The organism is Pseudomonas sp. GWSMS-1 (genome assembly GCF_049847425.1).
Taxonomy (GTDB): domain Bacteria; phylum Pseudomonadota; class Gammaproteobacteria; order Pseudomonadales; family Pseudomonadaceae; genus Aquipseudomonas.
Genome location: NZ_JBMHHV010000005.1, coordinates 374,594 through 400,951 on the forward strand (window position 1 = coordinate 374,594; position 26,358 = coordinate 400,951).

22 protein-coding genes and 1 pseudogene are annotated in these 26,358 nt (G+C 59.3%); 13 read left to right on the top strand and 10 right to left on the bottom strand.

Features of this window, described 5'->3' with window-relative positions:
- Positions 1-72 precede the first annotated feature (72 nt).
- The 3 genes from ACEPAJ_RS05110 to gpmI all read right to left on the bottom strand — a co-directional run bounded on the left by ACEPAJ_RS05110 (position 73) and on the right by gpmI (position 4,317).
- The gene (locus tag ACEPAJ_RS05110; protein WP_425913911.1) at positions 73-1,374 is read right to left on the bottom strand and encodes a S41 family peptidase; all 1,302 of its coding nucleotides are present in this window, start codon (positions 1,372-1,374) and stop codon (positions 73-75) included.
- Between the two features lie 40 nt (positions 1,375-1,414).
- Complete coding sequence (locus ACEPAJ_RS05115; RefSeq protein WP_425913912.1) at positions 1,415-2,656, bottom strand: murein hydrolase activator EnvC family protein; 1,242 nt, start codon at positions 2,654-2,656, stop codon at positions 1,415-1,417.
- Between the two features lie 125 nt (positions 2,657-2,781).
- The gene (gpmI, locus tag ACEPAJ_RS05120; protein WP_425913913.1) at positions 2,782-4,317 is read right to left on the bottom strand and encodes a 2,3-bisphosphoglycerate-independent phosphoglycerate mutase; all 1,536 of its coding nucleotides are present in this window, start codon (positions 4,315-4,317) and stop codon (positions 2,782-2,784) included.
- A gap of 1,180 nt (positions 4,318-5,497) precedes the next feature.
- Here gpmI and ltrA point away from each other — a divergent pair.
- The 4 genes from ltrA (at position 5,498) to secB (ending at position 8,586) form a co-directional block, all read left to right on the top strand.
- Positions 5,498-7,231, top strand: coding sequence for a group II intron reverse transcriptase/maturase (ltrA, locus tag ACEPAJ_RS05125; protein WP_425913914.1), 1,734 nt, complete (start codon positions 5,498-5,500; stop codon positions 7,229-7,231).
- A 158-nt stretch (positions 7,232-7,389) separates the two neighbouring features.
- Positions 7,390-7,803, top strand: a complete 414-nt coding sequence (locus ACEPAJ_RS05130; protein ID WP_090244262.1) for a rhodanese-like domain-containing protein — start codon at positions 7,390-7,392, stop codon at positions 7,801-7,803.
- A gap of 1 nt (position 7,804) precedes the next feature.
- A complete protein-coding gene (grxC, locus tag ACEPAJ_RS05135; RefSeq protein WP_425913916.1) occupies positions 7,805-8,059 on the top strand; it encodes a glutaredoxin 3 in 255 nt (84 codons plus the stop codon).
- Between the two features lie 41 nt (positions 8,060-8,100).
- Positions 8,101-8,586, top strand: a complete 486-nt coding sequence (gene secB / locus ACEPAJ_RS05140; RefSeq protein WP_274087630.1) for a protein-export chaperone SecB — start codon at positions 8,101-8,103, stop codon at positions 8,584-8,586.
- Positions 8,587-8,651: 65 nt separating this feature from the next.
- Here the strand turns inward: secB and trmL are convergent, their stop codons facing one another.
- The gene (gene trmL / locus ACEPAJ_RS05145; RefSeq protein ID WP_425913918.1) at positions 8,652-9,140 is read right to left on the bottom strand and encodes a tRNA (uridine(34)/cytosine(34)/5-carboxymethylaminomethyluridine(34)-2'-O)-methyltransferase TrmL; all 489 of its coding nucleotides are present in this window, start codon (positions 9,138-9,140) and stop codon (positions 8,652-8,654) included.
- On the opposite strand from trmL, the gene ACEPAJ_RS05150 reads away from it, so the two are divergent.
- The gene (locus ACEPAJ_RS05150; protein WP_425913919.1) at positions 9,139-9,570 is read left to right on the top strand and encodes a hypothetical protein; all 432 of its coding nucleotides are present in this window, start codon (positions 9,139-9,141) and stop codon (positions 9,568-9,570) included. The two genes, trmL and ACEPAJ_RS05150, sit on opposite strands and share 2 nt — an antisense overlap.
- 290 nt (positions 9,571-9,860) lie before the next feature.
- Here the strand turns inward: ACEPAJ_RS05150 and ntrC are convergent, their stop codons facing one another.
- The 5 genes and pseudogenes from ntrC to glnA form a co-directional block, all read right to left on the bottom strand.
- Positions 9,861-11,294 carry a nitrogen regulation protein NR(I) gene (gene ntrC / locus ACEPAJ_RS05155; protein WP_425913920.1) on the bottom strand — a complete coding sequence of 478 codons (1,434 nt, stop codon included), beginning with the start codon at positions 11,292-11,294 and terminating at the stop codon, positions 9,861-9,863.
- A complete protein-coding gene (gene glnL / locus ACEPAJ_RS05160; protein ID WP_411912072.1) occupies positions 11,291-12,376 on the bottom strand; it encodes a nitrogen regulation protein NR(II) in 1,086 nt (361 codons plus the stop codon). Before glnL ends, ntrC begins: the two co-directional genes overlap by 4 nt.
- 207 nt (positions 12,377-12,583) lie before the next feature.
- A complete protein-coding gene (locus ACEPAJ_RS05165; protein WP_322949919.1) occupies positions 12,584-13,204 on the bottom strand; it encodes a DUF4124 domain-containing protein in 621 nt (206 codons plus the stop codon).
- A 3-nt stretch (positions 13,205-13,207) separates the two neighbouring features.
- Positions 13,208-13,770: pseudogene (locus ACEPAJ_RS05170) on the bottom strand (DUF4124 domain-containing protein).
- A 185-nt stretch (positions 13,771-13,955) separates the two neighbouring features.
- Positions 13,956-15,365: a type I glutamate--ammonia ligase gene (gene glnA / locus ACEPAJ_RS05175; RefSeq protein ID WP_322949915.1), complete on the bottom strand. Its 1,410-nt coding sequence runs from the start codon at positions 15,363-15,365 to the stop codon at positions 13,956-13,958.
- A 329-nt stretch (positions 15,366-15,694) separates the two neighbouring features.
- On the opposite strand from glnA, the gene thiI reads away from it, so the two are divergent.
- The 3 genes from thiI (at position 15,695) to cptA (ending at position 21,038) form a co-directional block, all read left to right on the top strand.
- The gene (gene thiI, locus ACEPAJ_RS05180) at positions 15,695-17,149 is read left to right on the top strand and encodes a tRNA uracil 4-sulfurtransferase ThiI (RefSeq protein ID WP_425913923.1); all 1,455 of its coding nucleotides are present in this window, start codon (positions 15,695-15,697) and stop codon (positions 17,147-17,149) included.
- Between the two features lie 155 nt (positions 17,150-17,304).
- The gene (gene typA / locus ACEPAJ_RS05185; protein WP_425913924.1) at positions 17,305-19,125 is read left to right on the top strand and encodes a translational GTPase TypA; all 1,821 of its coding nucleotides are present in this window, start codon (positions 17,305-17,307) and stop codon (positions 19,123-19,125) included.
- A gap of 158 nt (positions 19,126-19,283) precedes the next feature.
- Entirely contained in the window at positions 19,284-21,038 is a 1,755-nt protein-coding gene (cptA, locus tag ACEPAJ_RS05190) for a phosphoethanolamine transferase CptA (RefSeq protein WP_425913925.1), read from the top strand.
- Between the two features lie 198 nt (positions 21,039-21,236).
- Here cptA and ACEPAJ_RS05195 read toward each other — a convergent pair whose 3' ends face one another.
- Complete coding sequence (locus tag ACEPAJ_RS05195) at positions 21,237-21,635, bottom strand: YkgJ family cysteine cluster protein (protein ID WP_274087687.1); 399 nt, start codon at positions 21,633-21,635, stop codon at positions 21,237-21,239.
- 400 nt (positions 21,636-22,035) lie between these two features.
- Between ACEPAJ_RS05195 and ACEPAJ_RS05200 the strand changes: the two genes are divergently transcribed.
- The 5 genes from ACEPAJ_RS05200 to ACEPAJ_RS05220 all read left to right on the top strand — a co-directional run bounded on the left by ACEPAJ_RS05200 (position 22,036) and on the right by ACEPAJ_RS05220 (position 26,284).
- Complete coding sequence (locus ACEPAJ_RS05200; protein ID WP_425913927.1) at positions 22,036-23,679, top strand: histidine kinase N-terminal 7TM domain-containing diguanylate cyclase; 1,644 nt, start codon at positions 22,036-22,038, stop codon at positions 23,677-23,679.
- Positions 23,680-23,770: 91 nt separating this feature from the next.
- On the top strand, positions 23,771-24,778 hold the full coding sequence (locus ACEPAJ_RS05205; protein WP_274087619.1) for a class 1 fructose-bisphosphatase: 1,008 nt from the start codon (positions 23,771-23,773) through the stop codon (positions 24,776-24,778).
- A 3-nt stretch (positions 24,779-24,781) separates the two neighbouring features.
- Positions 24,782-25,399, top strand: a complete 618-nt coding sequence (locus tag ACEPAJ_RS05210; RefSeq protein WP_425913929.1) for a DUF924 family protein — start codon at positions 24,782-24,784, stop codon at positions 25,397-25,399.
- Positions 25,400-25,466: 67 nt separating this feature from the next.
- Entirely contained in the window at positions 25,467-25,721 is a 255-nt protein-coding gene (gene bamE / locus ACEPAJ_RS05215) for an outer membrane protein assembly factor BamE domain-containing protein (protein ID WP_425913930.1), read from the top strand.
- Positions 25,721-26,284 carry a lipocalin family protein gene (locus ACEPAJ_RS05220; protein ID WP_425913931.1) on the top strand — a complete coding sequence of 188 codons (564 nt, stop codon included), beginning with the start codon at positions 25,721-25,723 and terminating at the stop codon, positions 26,282-26,284. Before bamE ends, ACEPAJ_RS05220 begins: the two co-directional genes overlap by 1 nt.
- The last annotated feature ends 74 nt before the right edge of the window (positions 26,285-26,358 follow it).

The window sequence follows — 26,358 nt, forward strand, 5'->3', positions numbered from 1 at the left end:
TGCCTGATCGCTATTAAAAAAGCCCGGACTTGATGGCTCAAGTCCGGGCTTTTTAGTGCTTGCCTGGCGGCTTTAGTCGCCGCGGGTGACGTTCAGGCCTTTGAGCAAATTCAATGCCTGGCTCAGTTGGTAATCGTCATCCTGCGGGTTGGCTTTGGCCGGCGCTTTGCTCTTGCTCGGTTTGTCTGCGCCGCCGTTGCCGTTGCCTAGGTGGCCTTGCAGGTCGGCTTCTTTGATGCCGCTCTCCGCCTGCTCGCGGGTCAGCTTGGCACGTGCCACCTCGATGTCGGGGATGATGCCCTGGGCCTGAATCGAGCGGCCGTTGGGGGTGAAATACAGCGCTGTGGTGAGCTTCAGGGCGCGGTCATTGTTCAGCGGGAGCACGGTTTGCACTGAGCCTTTACCGAAGCTGTCGGTGCCCATCAGTACGGCGCGTTTGTGATCCTGCAGGGCGCCGGCAACAATTTCCGAGGCGGAGGCGCTGCCGCCATTGATCAGCACCACCAGCGGTACGCCTTCGCTGGCGTCGGCCGGGTCGGCGTTGAAGCGCAGCTCGGAGTTGGCGATGCGGCCTTCGGTATAGACGATCAGGCCTTTCTTGAGGAAGTGGTCGGTAACCTCCACGGCGGCCTGCAGCACGCCGCCGGGGTTGTTACGCAAGTCGAGTACCAGGCCGCGCAGCTTCTTGCCGTTGTCCTTGCGCAGCTTGGCCAGCGCCTTGCCGACTTCTTCACCGCTGTTGACTTGGAATTGGGTGATGCGGATGTAGCCATAACCGTCGTCAAGCAGCTGGCTTTTCACGCTCTTGACCTTGATCACCGCGCGCGTCAGCTCGACATCAAAGGGTTTGCCTCCCTCGCGTAGCAGGGTCAGCTCGATATCTGTGCCGGCTTTACCGCGCATTTTCTCGACCGCTTCCATCAGCGACAGGCCTTTGGTCGGCTGGCCGTTAATTTTCACGATCAGGTCGCCGGGTTGGATGCCAGCGGCAGACGCGGGGGTGTCATCAATGGGCGACACCACCTTGAGAAAGCCGTCTTCGCTGCCGAGCTCGATGCCCAGGCCACCGAATTCGCCGCTGGTGCTTTCCTGCAGATCGCGGAAGGCCTCAGGCTCCAGGTACGCCGAGTGCGGGTCAAGGTTGCTGAGCATGCCCTTGATGGCGTTTTCCAGCAGGGTCTTGTCGCTGACGGGCTCGACATAGGCCGATTTGATGCGGTCCATTACCTCGGCAAAGGTGCGCAGCTCGTCCAGCGGCAATGGCGCGCTGTCATTGGCGGTTGCTGGGGCTGCGGCCGGTGCGGCGAAGGCGGCAGTACTGCCCAGCAGGGTAAAAGCCAGTGCGAGGGCGGTGAGGCGGAACAGATGCGGCATGTTGAACGTACTCCTGGTCCAGAATCGATAAACGCGGCACTTATCCTTGTGCGCGGCACCATTGTGCGGGGTCAATCGGGCGGCCCTGCTGGCGAATTGCGAAATACAGCGCCGAGCTATCTTGGCCGCCGCTGTTGCCTACGGTGGAGATGGCTTCGCCGGCTTTGACCACGTCACCGGCGTCTTTGAGCAGGCTTTGGTTATGCCCATAGAGGCTCAAGTAACCGTTGCCATGGTCGAGAATGACCAGAAGCCCGGCCCCGCGCAACCAGTCGGCAAAGACTACGCGCCCGCCATGCACCGCATGCACCTGGCTGCCGGCAGTGGCGCCGATCAGTACGCCGTCCCATTTGGTGCGCGCATCACCGCCGCGAGGCGTGCCGTAGCGGGCCACAAGGCGGCCATTGACCGGCCAGGGCAGCTTGCCGCGGGCTTTGGCGAATGGCCCGCCGAAGCTGGCGCCGGAACTCACCAATGGACCCGTCGGCGCGGGATTAGTGCTACTGCGCGGTGCTTCGCGTTCGGCGAGCAGGGCTTGCTGGCGCGCGGCTTCAGCTTCGCGAGCCTGGCGGGCGAGGGTGGCTTCGATGGTTTTCAGCACCCGCGCCAAGTTGGCTTGTTCCTGCTGGCGGGCTTTGAGCTTCTGGTCGCGGGCAGAGAATTCCTTGCTCAGTTTGGCCAGGGCCAGCTGACGTTCTTTGCGTACGCTGGCGAGTTGTTCGCGGCGTCCATCCAGGGCGCTCTTCTGTTCGAGCAGCTGGGTTTGCTGGTTGACGATGTCCAACTCGACATTGGCGAGCTGGCGCAGGGTTTCATTGAAGGCGGTGAGTTGTTCCATGCGCGCTTCGCTGAGGTAATCGTAGTAGGTCAGGGTGCGCGAGAATTTTTCCGGGTTTTGCTGATTGAGCAGCAGCTTGACGTATTCCTGGCGGCCGCTCTGGTAAGCGGCGCGAGCCTGGATACCGATCAGGCGTTGTTGCTCAAGGCGCGCGCCCTCGAGTTTTTTTTTCTCGCTATCGAGGCGCTGGATTTCCTCTTCGCTCTTTTTCAGGTCCTGCTGCAAACCGTTGACCTGCTTTTCTAGCTGGCCCATTTCGCTTTCGGTTTTTTTCAGGTTTTTCTGCACGCCAGATTTCTCCAGCTGCAGCTTCTCCAGCAGTTGCTTGAGCTCGCTGATATCGGCGCGGGCGGCGTCCAGTTTCTTCTGCGCATCGCTCTTCTCGTCGGCAATGGCAGGCGTCAGCAGGAGGGTCAGGAAAATAAGAGCGAGGGCACGAAACATGGGGCTGGCAGCACCTGAATGAAGGACGTGCCTAGTATGCCTAAAAAATGGCTTGGAGCCATGGTCAACGTCACGTTGCTACAGCTCGCAGGCCAGGCGTTGCGCCTGACCTGCGGAGTACAGGGTTATTTCAGTTCGACAATGCTGGTGCCGGTCATTTCCGCGGGTACTGGCAGGCCCATCAGGGTCAGTAGGGTCGGCGCCACGTCTGCCAGCACGCCGCCCGGGCGGATAGTCGCTGGGCGTTTGCCGACATAGATGAACGGTACCGGCTCGCAGGTGTGCGCGGTGTGGGCCTGGCCAGTGCTCTCGTCGGCCATTTGCTCGACGTTGCCATGGTCGGCGGTGATCAGCGCTTCGCCACCGACCTTGTCCAGCGCGGCGACGATGCGGCCGACACAGCTGTCCAGGCATTCCACGGCGGCTACGGCGGCGGCGAACACGCCGGTGTGGCCGACCATGTCGCCGTTGGCATAGTTGACGATGATCACGTCATAACGCTGGTGTTCGATGGCATCGACGATTTTGTCGGTGACCTCCGGTGCGCTCATTTGCGGCTGCAGGTCGTAGGTGGCGACGTTCGGCGAGGGAATCAGAATGCGTTCTTCGCCGGCAAAGGGTTCTTCACGGCCGCCTGAGAAGAAGAAGGTGACGTGGGCATACTTCTCGGTTTCGGCGATGCGCAGCTGGGTTTTGCCGTTATTCGCCAGGTATTCGCCGAGCACGTTGGTTAGCGCTTCTGGCTTGTAGGCGCTGGGCGTCGGGATGCTGGCGGCGTATTGGGTGAGCATGACGAAGTCGGCCAGTTGCGGGACGCGCGGGCGTTCGAACTCCTTGAAGCCGGGCTCGACAAAGGCGCGGGTCAGTTCACGGGCGCGGTCAGCGCGGAAGTTCATAAACACCACGGCATCGCCGTCTTCCATCTGCACCGGCTCGCCGATGGTGGTGGCTTTGACGAACTCGTCGCTTTCGTCGCGGGCGTAGGCCGCGCTCAGGCCCTCGACTGCAGTGGCCGCGTTGAACTGGCCGTTGCCGTCGACGAGCAGTTGATAGGCTTGCTCGACACGGTCCCAGCGATTGTCGCGGTCCATGGCAAAGTAGCGGCCGATCAGGCTGGCGATGCGGCCCTTGCCCAGTTTGGCGAAAGCCGCATCGAGCAGCTCGATGGACGGTTGCGCACTGCGTGGCGGGGTGTCGCGACCATCGAGAAACGCATGCAGGTAGATTTTCTCTGCGCCGCGCTGGGCGGCCAGCTCAGCCATGGCCACAAGGTGGTCCTGATGGCTGTGTACGCCGCCTTCTGAGAGTAAGCCGAGGATGTGCACGGCCTTACCGGCGCTAACGGCCTTGTCCACCGCCGTGGTGATGGTTGGGTTGGTGAAGAAGTCGCCATCACGAATGGCTTTGGTCACCCGGGTGAAGTCTTGGTACACCACGCGGCCCGCGCCGAGGTTCATATGACCGACCTCGGAATTGCCCATCTGGCCGTCCGGCAGGCCGACATCCATGCCGCTGCCTGAGATCAAACCATTGGGCTGGGTGGCGCGCAGGTGGTCGTAGACCGGCGTGTTGGCCGCCATGATGGCGTTGGATTCGGGGCTGTCACTGTGGCCGAAGCCATCAAGGATGATCAGTACCAGGGGTTTGGGCGTGGCGCTCATAAAGCTGGCTCGCTCTGCGTGAGGGGCGAAAAAGACTCGGCATTTTACGGCCAAGTGGCGCAAACGTCACCGTCGGGCGGGGTTTGGCCGGCCTGTGTGGCTGTGTATACTGGCCGACATTGTGCGACACGTTGAACGGGTCGTGCTTGGTTTGGTTAATGCGCCTAGGCACCTTAATCCCTTGCTATCAGGGGGTTTGAAGCCAGAAAAAGCATTCAACAAACCGGCTCAGCCTGGTTAATCCACACCCTGGAAACGCTTCGTTTTGGCGGGGATGGATAACAAAAGCTGTATCTGTTCAAACCCTAAAATGGGTCAATGAGCGGTTACAGAAACAGGATAGTAACGTTCAGACCTCATCGAATTGTTACTAAAAATGTCTGACCCGAGGGTGAATTTGCCCTCCGGGCAGAACACATCCTCGCACGTCTGGCAGTGAGCCAATTCACCGTCGTGAGACGTTGGGGGGATGTTGAACCAAGCACGGAGCGAAAAGCTCCGAATCGCATTGCTCAACTTCGCTGGCACAGGAAGTACCGAGCCTGGCATGTACCTGCCAGTTCATTAGATCGGCATGCGTCAGGGGCCAACCCTGGGGTGTGAAGCCCGATTAACAATGTCTCGCTCTTATGAGGGTGTTATCCGGTGACGGAGAACGCTTTACGTCCGAATTGCACGGACGTAACGAGGCTAATGACCCAACCCGCATGGCTAACGCATGTGAATCGTCGCCTGAACCCTCGTAACCAGTGATGGGCCTACGGCAATTATTGGCCCTAGCCAAAATGGCAATGCAGCCGGTCATCGCAGTGATGTTATGCGGTGCGGTACCACACCGCTGCCGGGGGAAAGACGAAGCCTAAACGGGGAATAGATGCGACTCGGGGAACGTGGCAATCCCGACCACTCGCCTGACCAGCAACAACATGGTCAGGCAGGCAAACCGCAAGGGGCGCTGATGGGTGTGGGGAATGGGAGGATGCAAGAAGCGAATGGCTGCCTGTAATGGGTAGCATACCGGTTGAAACATCACCGGCAGGGGCAACCCTGGCTGACGTGCATCTGGTTTACGAGCGCAAGAAGAGCCGCTGATTCCAGCGATAACCAAACGACCCTATGGGCGACTACTGCCCATAGGGGAGTAGTCCGTCCTGAATGTCGTTCATCTCAGGAGGACTGTATGAAAACGCAACCAGCAACACCGGTCGCGTCTGCGCCCTCCGGCGGAGTGATGAACTGGCACGATCTTGATTGGGCCACCATTCAGCAAGCCGTTCGGAAAACGCAGCTAAAGATTGCGCAGGCAACACAGGAAGGTAACTGGCGCAGGGTTAAACGCCTGCAACGGATGCTGACCTATTCGTTTTACGGCCGCTGTTTGGCTGTACGACGAGTCACGGAGAATCGGGGTCGTAAGACTCCGGGCGTCGATGGAGAAACCTGGGGATCGCCCCAGGCCAAGCTCCGTGCTGTGGGAAGTCTGTCGAAACAACGGGGTTATCGACCCAAACCGCTACGGCGGGTCTGGATACCGAAACCCGGTAAGCATGAGAGGCGCCCGCTGGGTATCCCGACGATGTTGGATCGGGCCATGCAGGCGCTGCATCTGCAAGCGTTGGAGCCTGTAATCGAAAGCACCAGCGATCCGAAGTCCTATGGATTTCGCCCGGATCGTTCGACTGCTGACGCAATGGTTGAGCTTTTCCACCTGCTGTCGCCGCAAACGGCACCGGTCTGGATTCTGGAAGGCGACATCAAGGGCTTCTTCGACAACATCAACCACGAATGGCTGTGTCGGAATGTCCCGATGGACACGAAGGTACTGCGCAAGTGGTTAAAAGCCGGGGTTATCGACCGGCGACAACTCATGGCAACGGAAGCCGGGACGCCGCAGGGTGGAATTATTTCGCCCTGTCTGGCCAATGCCACTCTGAACGGTCTGGAAACTCAGCTGAAACGTCATCTGGCGAAGAAGCTAGGCATCAAGAAGGCCGAGAAGACCAAGGTGCAGTGTGTACGGTATGCGGACGACTTCGTGATCCTGGCGGCCTCGAAAGAGCTGCTGGAGGAAGAGGTCAAGCCCTGGGTAGAGCAATTCCTGTCAGTACGAGGGGTTGAGTTATCTCGGGAGAAAACGCGCATCACGCACATTCACCAGGGATTCGATTTCTTGGGGTGGAATTTCAGGAAGTACGTGCCGAAGTCACCACGCAGGAAGGCCAAGCTGCTGATCAAGCCCTCGAAGAAGAACGCCTCGGCGTTGTATCGGAAGGTGCGCGAGATCATCAAAAGTAGTGGGGCACTGACGCAGGAAGCGTTGATCGGCCAACTGAACCCGGTACTGAAGGGGTGGGCACAATACCACTCCCCGGTCGTGGCAAAACAAACCTTCAGCAGGCTGGATCATCTGATCTTTTGGCGAATCTGGAGGTGGGCGAAACGTAGGCATCCAAGGAAGTCGGCTGATTGGATCAGGAATAAATACTTCCGATCCATAGTCGGGCAGAGCTGGGTGTTCGCGTACCCCTACAAGAATGGTAAGGGAGAAAAGCAGTACCGCCGGCTATACCTGTTGGCGGGAACCGCAATCGTGCGTCACAAGCGTCTACCCGGGGCTTACAACCCCTATGATGTGGCGCACGAGCTGAAGTGGGAGGCGCTGAGGGTTCAACGGATGCAGCACAAGCTGCGTTATCGGGGGCAAATACTCAGTATCTTCCGCAGACAAAAGGGGCTTTGTGCCCTTTGCGGGCAAGCGGTGAGTAAGGAAACGGGCTGGCACGATCACCACGTCATACGGCGTGTGGACGGCGGCTCGGATACTTTACGTAATCGCACCCTGCTTCATCCCAACTGCCATGCGCTGGTTCACAGCCAGCGCCAAGAGGTAACTCTACGATTCAGCGGCTTATAGCTGTAGAATCCGACGCAACACTCCGTGCGTTGCCGGCCAAGCTACTTGGTTTTTCGTAAGCTTGAGCCGTATGCGGTGAAAGCCGCACGTACGGTTCTTAGGGGGGATGGGCCAGCAATGGCCTATCCCTACCCGACTTACCGCCCCGGAACCTCACAATGCTCGCCAACTTGATTGAATTTGCCACTACTCACTACGTACTGAGCGGGTTGTTTGTGACCGTGCTTGCACTGCTGATCTTCACTGAAGCGCGTAAGGGCGGGCAGAGCCTGAGCAGCCGCGAGCTGACTGCGCTGGTTAACAGCGATCAGGGCGTGGTGCTGGATATTCGCGGGCAGAAGGATTTTTCTGCCGGGCATATCGTCGGCGCGCTGAATATCCCCTACGAAAAGCTGGTTGGCCGTATGGTTGAGCTGGACAAGCACAAGGCCAAGACACTGATCGTGGTCGACGCCATGGGTCAGCATGCCGGCACGGTTTGCCGTGATCTGAAAAAGGCCGGTTTCACTGCCGCCAAACTGTCGGGTGGCATTGCCAGCTGGCGTGGCGACAACCTGCCGCTGGTGAAGTGAGATGAAGCCTGTCGTCATCTACTCCAGCGATTGGTGCCCGTATTGCACCCGCGCCAAGCAACTGTTGGCGAAGAAGGGCGTGGCGTTCGAAGAAATCAAGGTTGATGGTCAGCCGGACGTGCGTGCGGAAATGACCCGCAAGGCACGGCAGACCTCGGTGCCGCAAATTTGGATTGGCACCACCCATGTGGGCGGCTGCGATGACCTGTATGCCCTGGAGCGCGCCGGCAAGCTCGACGCGCTGCTCAAGGTTTAACTCCCCTGTTTATCCGTACCTAACGACAAGAAGGCTTTGCCATGACAGAACAAGCTAGCAACGGCGCCGCTCAGGGCGAACAGAACCCGCAATTCTCCCTGCAGCGCATCTACGTGCGTGACCTGTCCTTTGAAGCGCCGAAGAGCCCGGAGATTTTCCGCCAAGAGTGGACGCCGAGTGTCGCCATGGACCTCAACACTCGCCAGAAGTCCTTGGACGGTGACTTCCACGAAGTGGTGCTGACGCTCTCGGTTACCGTGAAAAACGGTGAAGAGACGGCGTTTATTGCCGAAGTGCAGCAGGCCGGGATCTTCCTGATCCAGGGTTTGGACGCCGCGTCGATGAGCCATACCCTCGGTGCGTTCTGCCCGAACATCCTCTTCCCGTATGCCCGCGAGACGTTGGACAGCCTGGTGGTGCGGGGTTCTTTTCCGGCGCTGATGCTGGCCCCGGTGAACTTCGATGCGCTGTACGCACAAGAACTGCAGCGCATGCAGCAGGCCGCTGCGCCAGCCGTTGCTCACTGAGCCGCTGCCATGCAATAAAAAAGCGCCTTAGGGCGCTTTTTTATTGGCAGTCAAAATAAGGCGGCCTATTCCTGCGGCGCTACGGTAGTCACCTCGGGCATGGCGAACTCATGCTGGCGCCAGGCCTCATAAACTGCCACAGCAACGGTATTGGAGAGGTTGAGGCTGCGGCAGCCGTCGCGCATTGGCAGGCGCACGCGTTGCTCGGGCGGCAGGTTGTCGCGCACCTCCTGGGGCAGGCCGCGGCTTTCCGGGCCGAACAGGAAGGCATCGCCGGGTTGATAGCTGACCTGATGGAACGGCTGTGAGCCCTTGGTAGTGAACGCGAATACACGCGGCTGACCGAGGCTTTCCAGGCAGCTGTCGAGGTCGGCGTGGCGCTGCAACGTGGCGTATTCGTGATAGTCCAGGCCGGCGCGGCGCAGGCGTTTGTCATCCAGGTCGAAGCCCAGAGGCTCGATCAGGTGCAGGTGGCAGCCGCTGTTGGCGCAGAGCCTGATAATGTTGCCGGTATTCGGTGGAATTTCCGGTTGAAAAAGGATGACGTGAAACATGCGCGGCTCCGAGCTTGAAGGCGAGCAGTATTCTACAGACCCGCGGCCACGTCCGTGGGTGCGGGTGATTGGTTCGTTGGCGTTATTTGGTTTTTTGATCGGGTTGATGATCGGTCGGCTTTTTCAGCCAGACCCGCTCTGGCTGGAGCGCGTTGAGGTGCGTGAGCAGGGTCTTGAACTGTGGTTCAACGTCGAACCGGTGCCGCGCGAAGAGCATACGGGGGGCGTTTTTATCCTGCGGCTAGAGAGTTTTGGCCGCGAACAACAAGGCCAATTACAGGTGCAGGGGCGCTTGGCTAATTGGCGGTTGCAGCGCGAAAGAAAGGATTTGGTGTTGCGAGTGCTGGCGGCCCGTCCTTTGCGCGGCGAGTGGCGCGCTGAAGAGGTGGGCGGGCGCTGGCGGCTGCTGGTCAGCCTGGTGGAGCAATAAAAGAGGGGATTCCCCGGCCTGCCTGTACCAAGGTCCCCGAAACTGGGATTGCATGAGTATATGCAGACTGTGTGCCAGTTTTATTACGTTGGCTGCAGGCCTTGTAAATACTGGGTTTAAGGCGGTATAGGGCGGTTTGTGCGGCGCGTGAGCGGTGGTGTTTGAACCGCTGCTGTGCAGCGCAGCGGTGCGCATGCATTGCTTTGATGCACGCTGGGTGTAATTGCCGCCGTAATGAAAACGGGCCCTGTTAGTGGGCCCGTTTGTATGTTGCGCGGCGTGGCGGCGATTCAGTCGTCGCCATCCTCGTCATCACTGCTGTCGACGTTCATGCCCAGCTCTTTGATCTTACGCGTCAGGGTGTTGCGCCCCCAGCCGAGCAGAACGGCCGCGTCGCGGCGGCGGCCGGCGGTGTGCTTGAGGGCGGTTTCGATCATGATCCGCTCAAAGGCCGGCACTGCCGTATCCAGCAGGTTGGATTGGCCGCGGCCCAGTGCCTGCTCGGCCCACTGCCGCAAGCCCTGTTCCCAGCTGCTGGCAGGGGCGTTTTCCTGTGGCTGGCTGAGCAGCTCGGGCGGTAGGTCGCCGACATGCACCTCACGGCCTGAGGCCATGACGGTAATCCAGCGGCAGGTGTTTTCCAGTTGGCGCACATTGCCTGGCCAAGGCAGCTGCGCCAGGTAGTTTTCGGTTTCACTTTTCAGCAGTTTTGGTTCAACTGCCAGCTCCAACGCAGCGCGGCTAAGGAAGTGCCGCGCCAGGGTGGGGATGTCTTCACGGCGATCAGACAGGCGTGGGATGTGGATGCGAATCACGTTGAGGCGGTGGAACAGGTCTTCGCGGAACTTGCCGGCCTGCACCAGTATTTCCAGGTTCTGGTGGGTGGCGGCGATGATGCGCACATCTACTTTGACCGGGGTGTGACCACCGACCCGGTAGAACTCGCCATCTGCCAGTACGCGCAGCAGGCGGGTTTGCGTGTCGGCCGGCATGTCGCCGATTTCGTCGAGAAACAGGGTGCCGCCGTCGGCCTGCTCGAAGCGCCCGCGACGTTGATTGGCCGCGCCGGTAAAGGCGCCTTTTTCATGGCCGAACAGCTCGGACTCCATCAGGTCTTTGGGAATCGCCGCCATGTTCAGGGCGATAAACGGTGAGGCTGCCCGCGGGCTGTGGCGGTGCAGGGCGTGAGCGACCAGCTCCTTACCCGTGCCGGACTCGCCGTTAATCAGCACGGTGATGTTGGAGTGTGAGAGGCGGCCGATGGCGCGGAACACCTCCTGCATTGCCGGTGCTTCACCGATGATCTCCGGCGTGGGGGGCTGCTCGACCGGTACGCTAAGGCCTTGCTGCTCCTGGGCGTGCTGGTTGGCGCGCTTGACCAGGGCGACGGCTTCGTCAACGTCGAATGGCTTGGGCAGGTATTCAAACGCACCGCCCTGATAGGAGGCCACTGCGCTGTCGAGGTCGGAGTGCGCGGTCATAATGATCACGGGCAGGCGCGGGTGCATCTCACGAATGCGCGCCAGTAGCTCTAGGCCGCTGGCGCCGGGCATGCGGATGTCGGAGAGGATGACATCGGGCTGCTGCCGCGCCAGGCGGCTGAGGACGCCGTCGGCGCTGTCAAAACTCTGGGTGGTCATGCCTTCCTGTTGCAGAGCCTTTTCCAGGACCCAGCGGATAGAGCGGTCGTCATCGACAATCCAGACGGTTTCACTGCTGCTCATGAAGGCGTTACTCCTTGTTCCAGTGGCAGGAAGATCGAGAACACGGTATGGCCAGGATGGCTCTCGCACTCGATCAGGCCTTGGTGCTGGCTAATGATGTTCTGGGTAATGGCCAGGCCCAGCCCGGTGCCGTCGGCACGCCCGCTGACCATGGGGTAGAAGATGGTTTCTTGCAGTTCGGCGGGGATGCCGGGGCCGTTATCGATGATCTCGATCTTGGTTACCAGGCGATGGCGACAATGGCCAATGGTGAACTGGCGCAATGTGCGGGTACGCAAGGTGATGCGCCCCAGGCGCAGGTCGCTTTGCGCGGCGAGTGCCTGCATGGCATTGCGTACGATGTTCAGCACCGCCTGGATCATCTGCTCGCGGTCGATCAGCACATCCGGAATGCTCGGGTCGTAGTCACGCACCAAAATGATGCTGCCTTGGCTTTCGGCCTCTACCAGGCTGCATACGCGCTCTAGTACTTCATGCACATTGGTCATGGCCAGCGATGGCAGCTTGTTCGAGCCGAGCATGCGGTCCACCAGATTACGCAGGCGGTCGGCCTCCTCGATGATCACATTGGTGTAATCCTTGAGGCTCTCTTCGGGCAGTTGGCGGGCCAGTAACTGCGCGGCGCCGCGGATGCCACCGAGGGGGTTCTTGATTTCATGGGCCAAGCCGCGCACCAGCATTTTGGTGGTTTCCTGCTTGGACAGCTGCGCCTCTTCCTTGGTGATGCGCAGCAGGCGGTCGCGCGGGTGCACTTCAAGCAGCAGCAGGGTTTCCCCACAGCTGAGGACCGGGGTCACGGCGTAGTCGACGGTCAGCGTCTGGCCGTTAACCGAGGTCAGCACGGCTTCGCGTTTGTTGAACGGATGAGCGTTCTGTACGGACTGGCGCAGCGCACTCAGCGCTTCGCTGGACTCGGTAAACAGCTCACTGATGAACTGGCCATGGCTGCGCTGGCCGCTGACGGCGAGGAGCATCTCCGCTGCCGGGTTCATGTACTCAAGGCGCAGGTCGTCGTTGAGCAGCAGCGTGGCAGTGGTCAGGTTGTCCAGTAGCAGGCGATGCAGTGCGTCGTTGATGATCATAGTGGATGTCAGCAGACCCTTGGGTTCCAGCAATGCAGCTGGAAAATGCAAGAAGCAAACCAAAGCCCCGAAAAGAAGCGTGTTTGGCCGTGGGATGCCGGAAATTAGCTGCTTTTCAGCGCAGCGGGGCCGTATGACGCGACCCAAAACAGGGAGAGTATAGAAATGCCGGGCAATATGCGCACTGGTTTGGTGCGCCCTGGTCTGTTAGATGAACGGAACGAAAGGGATGTCTTTCTTTTCCGGTGGCTTGTCCTTCAGCGGGCATTCCGGGCGTACGCCGTAATCCGCTTTTTTGCAGGGATTGGCCTTACGCTTCTGCGCCAGGGAAATGCGCTGCATATGGAAGGGTTGAGTGGGCGTGCGCTCGATGATGCGACCTGCCTGGTCAATAACTTCCACCGCCAGTTGATGAGTGCCGCGGTCGATATTCTCCAGCGGGAACACTGGGCTGCTGCCCACTTCGCCCACGGGTTTGCCGTCCAGTAGCAGGCGATAGCTGTGCTGCGTAAACAGGCCGGGCTCGCTGTTGATGCTGACAATCAGGTTGCCGGCGCTGTCGCGGATGGTGGCGTCGGGCTGCGGTACCAGAATACGCAGCAGGCTGTAACGCTGCGCCGGTTCTGGTGGGGTGCTTACAACCTGGGTGGCGGTGGGTGTCTGGATCGCCGGCATTGAGTTGCTCGGCGCCAGCTCGACGCGCTCGGCATTGCCCGACTTGGGTTTGTCAGTGAAAACGCGATTCCCTTCGGCGTCTACATAGGTATAGACCTGCGCCAGGGAGGGCAGGGCCAGCAGCATCAGGCCGCAGAACAACAGGTTGCGCATAGGTTAGGGCGCCGGTTTGGGTTTTGGCGTAGGTGCTGGCGGTCGCAGGGCCGGGCTGCTGGTGTTGACCCGTTGCACGGTAAAGGTGGTGGTGGCGCTTTGCTGGATCGACTGCTCGCCGCTTAGCACTTCCACGGCCAGGCTGTGCTCGCCGCGGTCGGCATTACTGACTTGCAGGCGCGGCACGTTGCTCGGCTGGCCATAGGGCTTGCCATCGAGCAGCAGGCGCAGACGGTGATTATTGGCCAGGCGCGGCTCTATCGTCACCCGACGCTGAAGGTGCCATTGTTGGCGCGCATGGCCTCATCCGTGGGTAGGCCCGTCAGCTGCAAGGTGCTGTAAGGCGCCGCCTTTTCAAGGGTGTTGTCGGTTGGCGGTGCAGCTGGAGCGCTGGGCACTGGCATCGATACGCTATTGGTGGCGGGTAGCGCGATACTTTCTGTCGCTTGGCCTTCTGGCGGCTGGTCGGTGAATACCGTGTTGCCATTGGCGTCGGTGTATTTGTAGATCTGTGCACTGGCCGGCAATGCCAGGCTCAGCAGTAGGCAGATGAGTAGAGGGCGCATGCCGGACTCTCCCAGTTAATGTGCCCTAAGCGTTGCACTGCTTAGGCGCCCTGGCAAGCGCGCAGATGGTGTGGCGTATACCGGCGCAGAAAACATCGGGCTTAAAGGCGCTGGGTGCTTGGCAGTGGGCAGAATACAGATGCAAAAAGGCCACCCGAAGGTGGCCTCTTGTGTTGCGTGCGGTGTTAGACGCTGTAGTACAGGTCATATTCCAGCGGGTGTACGAAGGTGCGAACCTTAACTTCTTCTTCCGATTTCAGCTCGGTGAAGGATTCCAAGAAGTCCTTGGTGAAGACGTTTCCCTTGAGCAGGAAGTCGTGGTCGGCTTCCAGTGCTTCCAGTGCTTCTTTCAGGCTGCCGCACACTTGCGGAATCAGCTTGGACTCTTCCGGTGGCAGGTCGTAGAGGTTCTTGTCGGCAGCATCGCCAGGGTGAATCTTATTCTGGATACCGTCGATACCTGCCATCAGCAGAGCAGCGAATGCCAGATACGGGTTGGCTGCCGGGTCTGGGAAGCGTGCTTCGATACGACGGCCGCGCGGGCTGGCGACGTAAGGAATACGGATCGATGCCGAGCGATTGCGTGCCGAGTAAGCCAGCATCACTGGCGCTTCGAAGCCTGGCACCAGGCGCTTGTAGGAGTTGGTGGACGGGTTGGTCAGCGCGTTCAGCGCCTTGCCATGCTTGATGATGCCGCCAACGAAGTACAGGGCAGTGTCGGACAGGCCCGCATAGCCTTCACCGGCGAAGGTGTTCTTGCCATCTTTGGCGATGGACATGTGTACGTGCATGCCTGAACCGTTGTCGCCATACAGCGGCTTCGGCATAAAGGTGGCAGTGCGGCCGTAAGCTTCGGCGACGTTGTGTACGCAGTACTTGAGGGTCTGCACTTCGTCAGCTTTGGCAACCAAAGTGTTGAATTTCACCCCGATTTCGTTCTGGCCAGGGGCTACTTCATGGTGGTGCACTTCAACGATCTGGCCCATTTCTTCCAGAGCGTTGCACATGGCGGTACGGATTTCGTGATCCGAGTCGGCTGGTGGAGTCGGCAGGTAGCCGCCTTTCACGCCGATGCGGTGGCCATTGTTGCCCTGGCGGCCTTCGGTATCAGCGTCGCTGTTCCACGAGGCCTGTTCGGAGAAAATCTTGAACATCGAGCCAGACATGTCCGACTTGAACTTAACGGAGTCGAAGATGAAGAACTCAGGCTCTGGACCAACAAATACGGTGTCGCCGATGCCGGTGGTCTTCAGGAACTCTTCGGCACGCTTGGCAATGGCGCGTGGGTCGCGCTCGTAGCCCTGCATGGTAGACGGCTCAATCACATCGCACACCAGAATCAGAGTGGGCTCTTCGGTGAATGGGTCCAGTACCGCAGAGCTGTCATCCGGCAGCAGAATCATGTCGGAGGCTTCGATGCCTTTCCAGCCTTCGATGGAGGAGCCGTCGAACATCTTGCCGACTTCGAAGAAGTCTTCGTCCAGTGCGTCGCGTGCTGGCATGCTGATGTGGTGCTGCTTGCCGCGAATGTCAGTGAAGCGCAGGTCAACCCACTTCACGTCGTGTTCTTTAATAAGTTGAATCGACTTCGACATGCTGTCCTCCAGGTGGCTAAGGCTCGAATGCTGAGCCCCTCAATAATATGGTACGGCGCGCCGGCATAGTCCGTCGGCGTACCTTGCCTCACAAGGGAGCAAATTGCATGCCAGTGCACGGAATTGGGTGGGCGCCCTGAAAGTCAGGGCTCGCGGCGGTTGCTAGGTGCTGTTTAGGTAATATGCGCACCTTTATGGTTCGCTGTATTTGCGTAATGCACACAAATAGTGCGCTGATGGGTGGTGTGAGGATTTTTGATCAAAGCGTGAGCAATTTCCGCTATAATCCGCGCCCCTGTTTTTTCGCGGCCTCGGCACTCATAGTTTTCATGAAACTGATCGTTAAAGTCTTCCCAGAAATCACCATTAAAAGTCGGCCAGTGCGTAAGCACTTTATCCGGCAGCTGGCGAAGAACATTCGTTCGGTTTTGCGTGAGTTCGATCCACAGCTGCAGGTCAGCGGTGTATGGGACAACCTGGAAGTCGAAACCCTGATCAGTGAGCCGAAGACCCTGCAGGCGATGATCGAGCGCCTGAGTTGCACGCCGGGCATCACGCATTTTTTGCAGGTCGACGAATACCCACTGGGTGACCTCGATGACGTGCTGGCAAAGTGCAAACAGCACTTCGCCGATCAATTGCCTGGAAAAATCTTCGCCGTACGCTGCAAGCGCGCCGGCAAACATGCGTTCAGCTCCATGGATATCGAGCGCTATGTCGGCAGCCAACTGCGTCAGCAGTGCGGCGCGGCCGGTATTTCGCTGAAAGACCCTGACGTTGTGGTGCGCATGGAGATCCGCGACCAGCGCCTGTTCGTGATTCATCACCAGCACCAAGGGTTGGGCGGTTATCCACTGGGCTCGTTGGAACAGAGCCTGGTGTTGATGAGCGGTGGTTTCGACTCCACCGTTGCCGCCTACCAGATGATGCGCCGCGGTCTGGTCACGCATTTCTGCTTCTTCAACCTCGGCGGCCGTGCTCACGAGCTGGGTGTGATGGAAGTGGCGCACTACCTCTGGCAAAAATACGGCAGCTCGCAGCGCGTGCTGTTTATCAGCGTGCCGTTCGAGGAAGTGCTCGGCGAGATTCTCGGCAAGGTCGATAACAGCCACATGGGCGTGATCCTCAAGCGCATGATGCTGCGCGCTGCTACACGCATGGCTGAGCGCCTGCAGATTGAGGCGCTGGTGACCGGTGAGGCGATCTCCCAGGTCTCCAGCCAGACCTTGACCAACCTTGCGGTAATCGACTCGGCCACCGATATGCTGGTGCTGCGTCCGCTGCTGGCCAGCCATAAACAAGACATCATCGACACCGCCACGCAGATCGGCACCGCCGAGTTTGCCAAGCACATGCCGGAATACTGCGGGGTGATTTCGGTCAACCCGACCACCCGGGCGAAGAAGCCGCGTGTCGAGCATGAAGAAGGCCAGTTCGACATGGCGGTCCTCGACCGCGCTCTGGAGCGCGCGACCTTGCTGCCGATCGACAAAGTGATCGACGAGCTGGGCAAGGACGTTAAGGTTGAGGAGGTCAGCGAAGCGCTGGCCGGCCAGGTCATCATCGATATCCGTCATCCGGATAACACCGAAGAGCAGCCACTCGAACTGCCGGGTATAGAGGTGCAAGCGCTGCCCTTCTATGCGTTGAACAGCCGCTTTAAAGAGCTGGATGACGCGCGGCAATACCTGTTGTATTGCGATAAGGGCGTCATGAGTCGTTTGCATGCCCACCACCTGTTGAGCGAGGGGCATGCCAATGTGCGCGTTTATCGTCCGACATAAGACGCCCGGGTTGAATGGCGGTAGCATTCGCCATCGCCCTCCCGACATACCGGCGGCGTGAAGCAGGCTTTTACGCCGCCGAGCAGAAATCGCATTTAGTTAATACTCGCCCCTACACTAGGCGGCACACCGAATCCTCTGATTGAGATACACACGTGATCGAGAAACTACGCAACATCGCCATCATTGCCCACGTTGACCATGGTAAGACGACCCTGGTTGATGCCCTACTGCGTCAATCCGGCACCCTGGAGCGCGGCGAGCTCAACGACGAGCGCGTGATGGACAGCAACGACCAGGAAAAAGAGCGCGGCATTACCATTCTTGCCAAGAACACCGCGATCAACTGGGGCGGCTACCACATCAACATCGTCGACACCCCCGGTCACGCCGACTTCGGTGGTGAAGTAGAGCGCGTGATGTCGATGGTTGACTCCGTGCTGCTGGTGGTTGACGCCCAAGACGGCCCAATGCCGCAAACCCGCTTCGTGACCAAAAAGGCCTTCGAAGCCGGCCTGCGCCCGATCGTAGTGATCAACAAGATTGACCGTCCGGGCGCGCGTCCTGACTGGGTTCTGGACCAGATCTTCGACCTGTTCGACAACCTTGGCGCGACCGAAGAGCAGCTGGACTTCAAAGTCGTCTACGCCTCGGCCCTGAACGGTATTGCTGGTCTTGACCACACCGAGATGGCTGAAGACATGACCCCGCTGTACCAGTCCATCGTCGACAACGTACCGGCCCCGGCCGTTGACGTTGATGGTCCGTTCCAGATGCAAATCTCCGCACTGGACTACAACAGCTTCCTCGGCATCATCGGCGTTGGCCGTATTGCGCGTGGCAAGGTCAAGCCGAACACCCCAGTTGTGGCGATCGACGTTGACGGCAAGAAGCGTAACGGCCGTATCCTCAAGCTGATGGGTCACCATGGCCTGCACCGTGTAGACGTTGAAGAAGCCGGCGCGGGCGATATCGTTTGCGTCAGCGGTATGGACTCGCTGTTCATCTCCGACACCCTGTGCGACATCAACCATGTTGAGGCGATGAAGCCGCTGACCGTCGACGAGCCGACCGTATCCATGACCTTCCAGGTCAACGATTCGCCGTTCTGTGGTAAAGAAGGCAAGTTCGTCACCAGCCGTAACATCAAAGAGCGTCTGGACAAAGAGCTGCTGTACAACGTGGCCCTGCGTGTTGAAGAAGGCGACAGCGCTGACAAGTTCAAGGTCTCCGGCCGTGGTGAACTGCACCTCTCGGTACTGATCGAAACCATGCGTCGCGAAGGCTTCGAAATGGGTGTGGGTCGTCCGGAAGTGATCATCCGTACGGTCGACGGCGTGAAGCAGGAACCGTTCGAAAACGTCACCATCGACACCCCGGAAGAGTCCCAGGGCAAGGTCATGGAAGAGATGGGTCTGCGTAAAGGCGACCTGACCAACATGGTGCCGGATGGCAAAGGCCGTGTACGTCTGGAATACAACATCCCTGCGCGTGGTCTGATCGGTTTCCGTAACCAGTTCCTGACCCTGACCAACGGTGCTGGCATCCTGACCTCGATCTTCGATCGCTACGACACCATGAAGTCGGGCCAGATGTCCGGTCGTCAGAACGGCGTACTGGTTTCGGTTGAAACCGGCAAGGCACTGACCTACTCCCTGGAAACCCTGCAAGCACGCGGCAAGCTGTTTGTTGAGCACGGTCAGGAAATCTACAACGGTCAGATCGTCGGTCTGAACAGCCGTGATACCGACATGGGCGTTAACCCTACCAAGGGCAAGAAGCTCGACAACATGCGTGCTTCGGGTAAAGACGAAACCATCGCTCTGGTTCCACCTGTTCGCTTCACCCTGGAACAGGCTCTGGAATTCATCCAGGACGACGAGCTGTGTGAAGTGACGCCGAAGTCGATCCGTCTGCGTAAGAAGATCCTCGACGAAGGCGAGCGTACCCGCGCTGCCAAGAAAGCCAAGAACTGATCCAGTTCTAGCTAACTGAAAAGCCCCCGCCGGCGAGAGCCGGCGGGGGCTTTTTCTTGGGTGGGCAAAAAGTTGCTCACTGAGCCGGGGTGGTTTACGGAATTTTCACAGGATATCTGGCATAAAGGCCTCAGTTATTTAGATGTCATGAGGTCGCCATGTCTGCAACATTGCAAGCGTCGCCGCGCCAGCGCGTGGATTGGGCTGGGTTAGGCTGGGCTTTTTTATTCTTCTGGTATTTCTCCGGCGTTACCCAGTTATTGATTCAGCTGACCGGTACGGCGGGGTTTTCCGGCTTTCGTCAGGCATTTTTGGTCAGCGCGTTGTGGCTGGTGCCCTTGTTGCTGTGGCCGGCCCGCGCCCGACAGTTGGCGGCGGTGATTGGCTCGCTGCTGTGGCTGTGCTCGTTGGGCAGTTTTGGCTACTTCTTGGTCTACGGTCAGGAGTTCTCGCAGAGCGTGATTTTTATCATGTTCGAATCGAACATGAATGAGAGCCGCGAGTACCTGATTCAGTATTTCGCCTGGTGGATGCTGCCAGCCTTCGCGGCCTATGGCCTGGGCGGTTGGCTGCTGTGGCGCAAGGTGCGTCCGGTTTACCTGTCGCGTCCTGGCGCATTGTTTGCGGCTGCCTTGGCGGTGTTCGTCTCGGTGGGCTATCCGGCGCTGCGCCAGTTCACTAAACACGACAGCTGGCAGGCAGGCTTTGATAACTTTGCTCAGCGCATTGAAGCGGCCACGCCTTGGCAGTTGGCGGTGGGCTACAAGAATTACAGTGAGCAACTGGCCAATATGCAGGTGCTGTTGGCTGAGAACGCCAGCATCCCGCCCTTGGCTAACTTGCAGGATGTCCATGCGGGTCAGCCCGCCACGTTGGTTTTGGTGATTGGTGAGTCGACCAACCGTCAGCGCATGAGCCTGTATGGTTACCCGCGTGCGACCACGCCGGAACTGGATGCACTGCGCGATCAGTTGCAGGTGTTCGATAACGTGGTGACCCCGCGTCCTTACACCATCGAAGCCTTGCAGCAGGTGCTGACCTTTGCCGATCAGGAGCACCCCGAGCGCTACCTGACCACGCCATCGGTGATCAACTTGATGAAGCAGGCAGGCTACAAGACCTACTGGATCACCAACCAGCAGACCATGACCAAGCGCAACACCATGCTCACGACCTTTTCTGAGCAGGCAGATGAGCAGTTTTACCTGAACAATAACCGTGAACAGAACGCCCGCCAGTATGACGGTGACGTGCTGGCGCCTTTTGCCAGGGTGCTGGCCGATGGCGCGCCGCGCAAATTTATTGTGGTGCACCTGTTGGGCACGCACATGAGCTACCAGTACCGCTATCCGCCTGAGTTCGAACGCTTTACGGACCGTGCTGGTGTCCCGGCCAATGTTACGGATGATCAGCTGCCGACCTATAACAGCTACGACAACGCGGTGCTGTATAACGACCATGTGGTGGCCAGCTTGATCAAGGATTTAGCAGGCGCGCAGGCCAATGGCATGTTGCTCTACCTCTCTGATCACGGCGAAGCGGTATTCGATGCACCCAAGCCCGACGTGCTGGGCCGTAACGAGGCCGCGCCGACCAGCCCGATGTACACCGTGCCGTTTATCTTGTGGAATTCGCCCCAGTGGCAGGCGCAGCAACCCCGTGACTTCACCGCCACGCTGTCGCGGCCGTACAGCTCATCGCACTTTATCCACACCTGGGCCGACTTGACCGGCCTGAGCTTTGATGAGTACGACGCGCACAAGAGCGTGGTGAGCAGTGACTTCCAAGCAATGCCGCTACTGATCGGCAACCCCGCGCAGCCTAAGAGTCTGATCGATTTCAGCCTGATCAAGCCCAAGACCAGTGCAGGGCGCTTAGCCCAACGTGATGAGGCGCGCGCGGCTGAGCTGTAATTCACTAGACATTGATCACTAAAAAGCCCCCGTCAGCAGATGTTGATGGGGGCTTTTTAGTGGCCGCAGGGACTGTTGATGATGGTGCAGATGCGTTTTTTAGTCGCAGACGGGCTGCGTGCTTAAGGCGTTCAGGGCGCTAGCGCACACGTTTTTCCAGGCGAGCGATTGCGCCGCGCATCCGCTCAACCCCGTTACTTAGCTCTTTGGCTTGTACGCGCAATAACCTGGGCGCGGGCCGATCTTCGGGTGGTTGCGGCAGGTGTCCGGGCGCTTTTCGTAGATGGTGCACAGGCGGGTTTTACGATCGAGGTAGTAGCAGTCGTTGTTGCTCATGCGCACCAGGGTGAAGATGCCCGACTTCTGGTGGAAACGTTCGACCAGGCCGTCTTTTTGCAGGCGCTTGGCGATATTTTTCAGCGGCTCGCTGCGCTCAAACTCGTCGACCACGCCAATGCGGATCAGGTCGTTGAGGCGCACCTCGACCGGCAGCGTGCAGCAGCTGGACATGCAGCTGTGGCACATGTCAGCAGTGTATTTGGCCCAGGTGTCCAGGCGGTCGAGTTCGGCTGCGGCAATCAGGTTGTTTTTCATCAGCGAGGGCGTGCGTCGGTTAGGCGGCGGGCGATGATAGCGGGCCTGAAGTTTTTTGGAATGACAATCTGCTCGCTGGTCATCTTTTGTACGGCTGCGTGGCGGAGGAATGGTCTTGTTTGCGCTGATGCGTCGAGTGTTTCGCGCTATTAGATAGGATGCGGCTGCCTCGGCGGCGCGGCGTCTGTTTGCCAGCCGAGTACCGGGTAGCGCTTGCACGCAGAAATAAAGGCAGGCCCTTTAACGATTTTGCAGTATGGTTAGCGCCTTCAATTGTTCGGCGTTAGAGGTCAGGAAGGCCCTTGCGTATTACAACTATGACCCGTCTTTTGGGCTTCTCCGCGTGCTTGCCGGATGTGACGGGCGATCACATACAGCTGTTCTCCCTGACAGTGCCCTCCCGATGAATGCCTGCGGTAATTCCGGCTGGGCGCTGAGTGCCCCGGTGCTTTTGACGGGCGCGGTGTGCATTGGCGTGCTGTTGCTGGCGCGCTGGGTTAAGCGCCAGCGCTATTTCCCCGGGCGCGAGAGCTTTATCGTGCTGCATCTGGCCAGTCTCTGGTGGATGGTTGCGGCGAGTCTGGAAATGGCGGCGCAAGGCCCGCAGTGCAAAGTGTTCTGGGCGAGCATGGCTTGGCCGGGGATTCTGATGACGCCGACCTTTTGGGCGGTATTCCTCTGGCAGTACGTCAACAGCGTACGGCAGCCGTTGCCGCTGCGCAGCACGCTAGGCCTGGCCGTGGTGCCGTTGTTGATTTGGCTGGTTGCCCTAAGCAATCCCTGGCATGGCTTGTTTTACGCTGCCGGCACGGCGCCAATGAGCGATGCGCCGGGCGCGCCCATCCGCTACCAACATGGGCCGCTGTTCTACGCCGCGGCCGTGTATGTCTACCTGTTTATGACCTTCTGCATGGGCGTGGTGCTGCGCGCGGCCATCGTCAGCTATGGCGTACACCGTCGCCACTATTTGGCCTTCGTTGTCGTCACGGCGGTGCCCTGGGTCGCCAATATCAGCTATGTGGTGTTCGGCTGGATGCTGTTCGGCTTCGACCCGACGCCCTTCAGTTTTGCTTTTACCTTGGTGGCGTTTGCCTGGTTGATTGTGGGGGTGCGGCTGTTTGACCTACTGCCCGTGGCCCGTCATCTGTTACTGGATGCGCTGCTCGACCCGGTGTTGGTGGTGGATGCACAGTTGCGCGTGATTGAGGCCAACCCGGCAGCCTTAAAGCTGGTTGGCCTGCGCAGTGGCTGGCAGGGGCGACAGTTGGTGGATTGGCCGATCCTCGGCGCGGATTTGCACCAGCTGTTGAGCCAATCGGTGCAGGTTGAGCATGACCGGTTACTGACCCTGGCCAGCTCAGCCCGTTATTTCGAAGTACGCATACGCGCCATCGAGCGGATTACCCAGCGTGGCACGTTAACGCTGGGGCAAATGCTCTATTTGCGTGATGTTACCCAGCGGCATCTCAGCGAATTGAAACTGGCCGAAGCCCTTGCCTTGAGTGAAGAGCGTTTGCGCACCATCACCAGGCTGCATGAGCAGCTGCAGGAACAGGCACTGTGTGATCCGCTCACTGGGCTGTACAACCGCCGTTATCTGGATGAGTTCTTTGCCCGTGAGCTGGCGGTGGCGCAGCGTGAGCATTCGCCGATTTCACTGGCCCTGATCGACCTTGATCACTTCAAGCTACTCAACGACGAGTACGGTCACTTAGAAGGCGATGATGTGCTCAAGGGCGTCGCGCAGCACTTGTTGGAGAATCTGCGCAGTTCGGATGCGGTATTTCGCATTGGTGGCGAAGAGTTCCTGCTGATTCTGCCCCGTGCCGATGCTCCAGAGGCACGCGCGCGCTTGGATTCCATCTGCCGTGAGCTAGCGGCCCACCCGCTGCCAACACGCGGCGGCGCCCGCTATGTGACCCTGTCGGCTGGCCTGGCGCTGTGGCCTGAGCAAGGGCAGGCGTTGGATGAGTTGTTGCAAGTGGCCGATGCCGCGCTTTATCAGGCCAAGCACGAAGGACGTAATCGGGTGTGCAGTCTGGCCTGAGTGGCTGGACGCAGCCTTCCATCCAGCGCTAAGGCACGTTGCCCTCTAAAGAGGTAAACTGCGCGCGATTTCATACCCTCCGGAGCCCTCCATGTCCCGCGTTACCCTCAGCCGCTACCTGATTGAACAAACCCGCAGCAACAATACTCCGGCGGATTTGCGGTTTCTTATCGAAGTAGTGGCCCGCGCCTGTAAGGAAATCAGCCATCAGGTATCCAAGGGCGCACTGGGCGGCGTATTGGGCAGCATGGGCACCGAAAACGTGCAGGGCGAGGTGCAGAAAAAGCTCGACGTGATTTCCAACGAGATTCTGCTGGAAGCCAACGAGTGGGGCGGTCACCTGGCCGGCATGGCCTCCGAGGAGATGGACAACGCTTACCAGATCCCTGGCAAGTACCCGAAAGGTGCTTACCTGCTGGTATTCGATCCGCTGGACGGCTCCAGCAACATCGACGTGAACGTCTCGGTCGGCACCATCTTCTCGGTGCTGCGTTGCCCAGACCGCAACGGCGCTGAGGGTGACCTGGGCGAAGAAGCCTTCCTGCAGCCGGGTACCGAGCAGGTGTGCGCCGGTTATGCGATCTACGGCCCGCAGACCATGCTGATGTTGACCCTCGGTGACGGCGTCAAAGGCTTCACCCTCGACCGCGAACTGGGCAGCTTCGTTCTGACCCACGATGACATCAAGGTGCCGGAAGCCACCAAAGAGTTCGCCATCAACATGTCCAATCAGCGCCATTGGGAAGCGCCGGTACAGCGTTACGTCAGTGAGTTGCTGGCAGGCGAGACCGGACCGTTGGGCAAGAACTACAACATGCGCTGGGTCGCAGCGATGGTTGCCGATGTGCATCGCATCCTCACCCGTGGCGGCGTATTTATGTACCCACGCGACAGCCGTGACCCGTCAATGCCGGGCAAGCTGCGCCTGATGTATGAAGCCAATCCGATGGCGATGATCATCGAACAGGCTGGCGGCGTGGCCACCAACGGCACCCAGCGTATCCTCGATATTCAGCCGACCTCGCTGCACCAGCGTGTCGCGGTCTTCCTCGGTTCGAAGGAAGAAGTGCTACGCATCAGCGCCTATCACCGCGAGTAAGCAATGAGCGCGCCCTGGCAGCCGTTGCTCGACTGGTGGTTCGGTGCGGCCGGCAGCGGTCCCGATGCGACAGCTGCTGAGGTGGCCGCCAGCCGCACAGCGCTCTGGTTTGCCAAGCAGGATCGCCAGGATGAACTGGCCCGCGAGCAATTTGGCGGGCTGGTCGAACAGGCGCTCGCCGGGCAATTGCACGACTGGCTTGGCGAGCCTGCAGGCTGGCTGGCAACCTTGCTATTGCTCGATCAGCTGCCGCGCATGATTTTTCGTGACACCCCGCGCGCCTTTGCTGGCGACGCACTGGCCCGTGCGTCAGCGTTGCGCGGGCTGGCCCAAGGGTGGGATCAGCAGTTACCGCCGATTCAGCGGGTATTTGTCTACCTGGTGCTCGAACATGCCGAGGACCTGGCGCTACAGAATCAGGCCGTTCGGCTGTTTCAAGCGCTTACTCAGGAGGCGACAGCCGCCGAGCACGAGCTGTTTGCCGGTTACTTGGACTATGCCGAGCGTCATCAGCGGGTCATCGCCCGTTTTGGCCGTTTCCCCCATCGCAATCAAATTCTTGGGCGTAGCTCCAGCGCTGAAGAATCTGCCTTTCTGCTGGAACCAGGCTCGCGCTTTTAGCGTCCAAGCGAGCAGGTTGGTTATTGCTATGCCAAGCTGGTCTTGGTTATTCCCTCTGGAGTTCTTTATGTCTCTGCGTGTTGCCGCACTATTTGCCAGTTGCCTGTTATTGGCGGCTTGCAACAAGGTCAATCAGGATAATTACGCCCAGCTTAAGCCGGGGATGAGCAAGGTCGAGGTCGAAAACTTGCTGGGTAAACCATCTGAGTGTTCCGGTGCCCTCGGTATCTCCAGCTGCACTTGGGGCAATGAGCAGCGCTTTATCAGCGTGCAGTACGCGGGTGAGCAGGTCTTGCTGTTTTCCGGCAAGGGACTGCAGTGATGCGCCTGCTGGCGGTGTTGGCCGCAGCGGTAGCCTTGGCGGGATGTGCGAACTCCGGTACGGGAACAGTGCCGCCGAAAACCGTGGAGCAGGTTGATCTGCAGCGCTATCAGGGCACGTGGTATGAACAGGCGCGTTTGCCGATGTTCTTCCAGCGCAACTGCGCGCAGTCCGAGGCCATTTACAGCGTGCAAGAAGGTGGCGCGCTTGGCGTGATCAACCGCTGCCGTACCTTCGATGGCGACGTGCAGCAAGTGCAGGGCCAGGCCGTGGCTCAGGTGCCAGGCGAAACCAGCAAGCTGTGGGTGCGCTTCGATAACTGGGCCAGTAACTTACTGCCCGGTCTGACCAAGGGCGAGTACTGGGTGCTCTACCTGGATGACAACTATCAAACAGCACTGGTCGGCCACCCCAATCGCCAGTACCTCTGGCTGTTGACGCGTGATCAGGAGCTCAGCTCGCAAAACCGCGCAACGCTACTCGAAGAAGCGCGCAGTCGCGGCTATGACACGCGTGAGTTGATCTGGCGGCGCACGGATGCCGAGATGGAGCAATCGCGCTAACTCAGCGCAGCGTGTGTACGTATTTCTGCTCGGCGGCGCTCACCCATGCCGCCTGCGCCCCGCTGTTGGCCTTC

Bases quoted from the DNA above. Each gene is read 5' to 3' on its own strand.
- ACEPAJ_RS05110 (WP_425913911.1), bottom strand. From the start codon at position 1,374: ATGCCGCATCTGTTCCGCCTCACCGCCCTCGCACTGGCTTTTACCCTG.
- glnL (WP_411912072.1), bottom strand. From the start codon at position 12,376: ATGATCATCAACGACGCACTGCATCGCCTGCTACTGGACAACCTGACC.
- gpmI (WP_425913913.1), bottom strand. From the start codon at position 4,317: ATGAGCGCCACGCCCAAACCCCTGGTACTGATCATCCTTGATGGCTTC.
- ACEPAJ_RS05165 (WP_322949919.1), bottom strand. From the start codon at position 13,204: ATGCGCAACCTGTTGTTCTGCGGCCTGATGCTGCTGGCCCTGCCCTCC.
- ACEPAJ_RS05130 (WP_090244262.1), top strand. From the start codon at position 7,390: ATGCTCGCCAACTTGATTGAATTTGCCACTACTCACTACGTACTGAGC.
- ACEPAJ_RS05205 (WP_274087619.1), top strand. From the start codon at position 23,771: ATGTCCCGCGTTACCCTCAGCCGCTACCTGATTGAACAAACCCGCAGC.
- cptA (WP_425913925.1), top strand. From the start codon at position 19,284: ATGTCTGCAACATTGCAAGCGTCGCCGCGCCAGCGCGTGGATTGGGCT.
- ntrC (WP_425913920.1), bottom strand. From the start codon at position 11,294: ATGAGCAGCAGTGAAACCGTCTGGATTGTCGATGACGACCGCTCTATC.
- grxC (WP_425913916.1), top strand. From the start codon at position 7,805: ATGAAGCCTGTCGTCATCTACTCCAGCGATTGGTGCCCGTATTGCACC.
- glnA (WP_322949915.1), bottom strand. From the start codon at position 15,365: ATGTCGAAGTCGATTCAACTTATTAAAGAACACGACGTGAAGTGGGTT.
- ACEPAJ_RS05150 (WP_425913919.1), top strand. From the start codon at position 9,139: ATGCGCGGCTCCGAGCTTGAAGGCGAGCAGTATTCTACAGACCCGCGG.
- secB (WP_274087630.1), top strand. From the start codon at position 8,101: ATGACAGAACAAGCTAGCAACGGCGCCGCTCAGGGCGAACAGAACCCG.
- ACEPAJ_RS05210 (WP_425913929.1), top strand. From the start codon at position 24,782: ATGAGCGCGCCCTGGCAGCCGTTGCTCGACTGGTGGTTCGGTGCGGCC.
- ltrA (WP_425913914.1), top strand. From the start codon at position 5,498: ATGAAAACGCAACCAGCAACACCGGTCGCGTCTGCGCCCTCCGGCGGA.
- trmL (WP_425913918.1), bottom strand. From the start codon at position 9,140: ATGTTTCACGTCATCCTTTTTCAACCGGAAATTCCACCGAATACCGGC.
- ACEPAJ_RS05220 (WP_425913931.1), top strand. From the start codon at position 25,721: ATGCGCCTGCTGGCGGTGTTGGCCGCAGCGGTAGCCTTGGCGGGATGT.
- ACEPAJ_RS05200 (WP_425913927.1), top strand. From the start codon at position 22,036: ATGAATGCCTGCGGTAATTCCGGCTGGGCGCTGAGTGCCCCGGTGCTT.
- thiI (WP_425913923.1), top strand. From the start codon at position 15,695: ATGAAACTGATCGTTAAAGTCTTCCCAGAAATCACCATTAAAAGTCGG.
- bamE (WP_425913930.1), top strand. From the start codon at position 25,467: ATGTCTCTGCGTGTTGCCGCACTATTTGCCAGTTGCCTGTTATTGGCG.
- ACEPAJ_RS05115 (WP_425913912.1), bottom strand. From the start codon at position 2,656: ATGTTTCGTGCCCTCGCTCTTATTTTCCTGACCCTCCTGCTGACGCCT.